Source organism: Acinetobacter sp. YH12049, from assembly GCF_013419875.1.
Classification (GTDB): domain Bacteria; phylum Pseudomonadota; class Gammaproteobacteria; order Pseudomonadales; family Moraxellaceae; genus Acinetobacter; species Acinetobacter amyesii.
The window spans coordinates 1-1,066 of the sequence record NZ_VOZH01000116.1 but is presented as its reverse complement, the minus strand read 5'-3'; the positions used below and the strand labels follow the sequence as shown (position 1 = coordinate 1,066).

Annotated in this window: 1 protein-coding gene; it reads right to left on the bottom strand. The window is 34.2% G+C overall.

Annotation, left to right across the window (positions count from 1 at the left end; translation table 11 throughout):
- A protein-coding gene (locus FTU05_RS17745) for an IS4-like element ISAba33 family transposase (protein ID WP_180166227.1) occupies positions 1 to 1,041 on the bottom strand; the annotation gives its coding sequence in 2 pieces (ribosomal slippage) (positions 1 to 501 and positions 501 to 1,041; 1,042 coding nt annotated over the 2 pieces). This gene is flagged as partial in the annotation.
- Between the last annotated feature and the right edge of the window lie 25 nt (positions 1,042 to 1,066).

Here is a 1,066-nt window from a genome sequence, read left to right as displayed (position 1 = left end):
CTTTCTTAAATTCTTCTTTTTTTCCAAAACCAATCAAACGTAGAATAGCCATTTGAACATAGTCCAAACCGTAGCGAAATAAACTTACTGAAAGTCGTCCATGCTTCTTTATTTTTATCGCTTTTTTCCGATCATGTTGCCATTCACCTGTTAAATAGCACCAACAGAAACCGATAGCTAGCACTGCTATCAATTTCTTGACTCGTCTAGGGTCTGTTAAACGAGTATTTTCAAGATTGAATCCACGTCCTTTGAGACAACTAAATAACGTTTCGATTTCCCAGCGTAATGCATAATCACGAATAGCAGAAGCATTAAACATAGGAGAAACAACAAGTAAAAGCTCTCCATCTTCTAATCGTAGCGCACTAATATAAAGTTTCACTCGACCAACCCAAATACGTCGTTTACGACATTCAGTTTGACCAACTTGAAGATGACGAAATAAATCACTAATTTTATGATTCTTGGCTAAGTGATTGGTCACAATAAAGTTTTTTTAACACGTATACAGAAGTTAATGTCATTTTCAATTAACCATGTAAACCATTTCTCACCGATAAATTCTCTGTCTGCAAACACATTCACAATACGATCTTTACCAAAAATGGAGATAAAGCGTTGAATCAAAGCAATACGCTCTTTTGTATCTGAATTTCCACGTTTATTGAGCAATGTCCAAACAATAGGTATCGCTATTCCACGATAGACGATGGCTAACATCAAGATATTAATATCTCGTTTTCCCCATTTCCAATTAGTTCTATCCAAAGTTAATTGGACTTTATCGAATGAAAATATATTGAAAATTAACTGAGAAATTTGACGATAATCGAAATACTGATCTGCAAAGAAGCGTTGTATACGTCGATAAAATGATTGTGGTAAGCACTTGATGGGTAAGGCTTTAGATGCAGAAGAAAGATTACATGTCTGTTTTACAATTAATGCAAGCATAATCAGTGTAAAACATTTTGCATGTGACTTGTTCCACTTTAGATATTTGTTTAAGATGAGATGTAACTCATTGAAATGTGTCATCATATTCGTCGTCAGAAAACAAGTA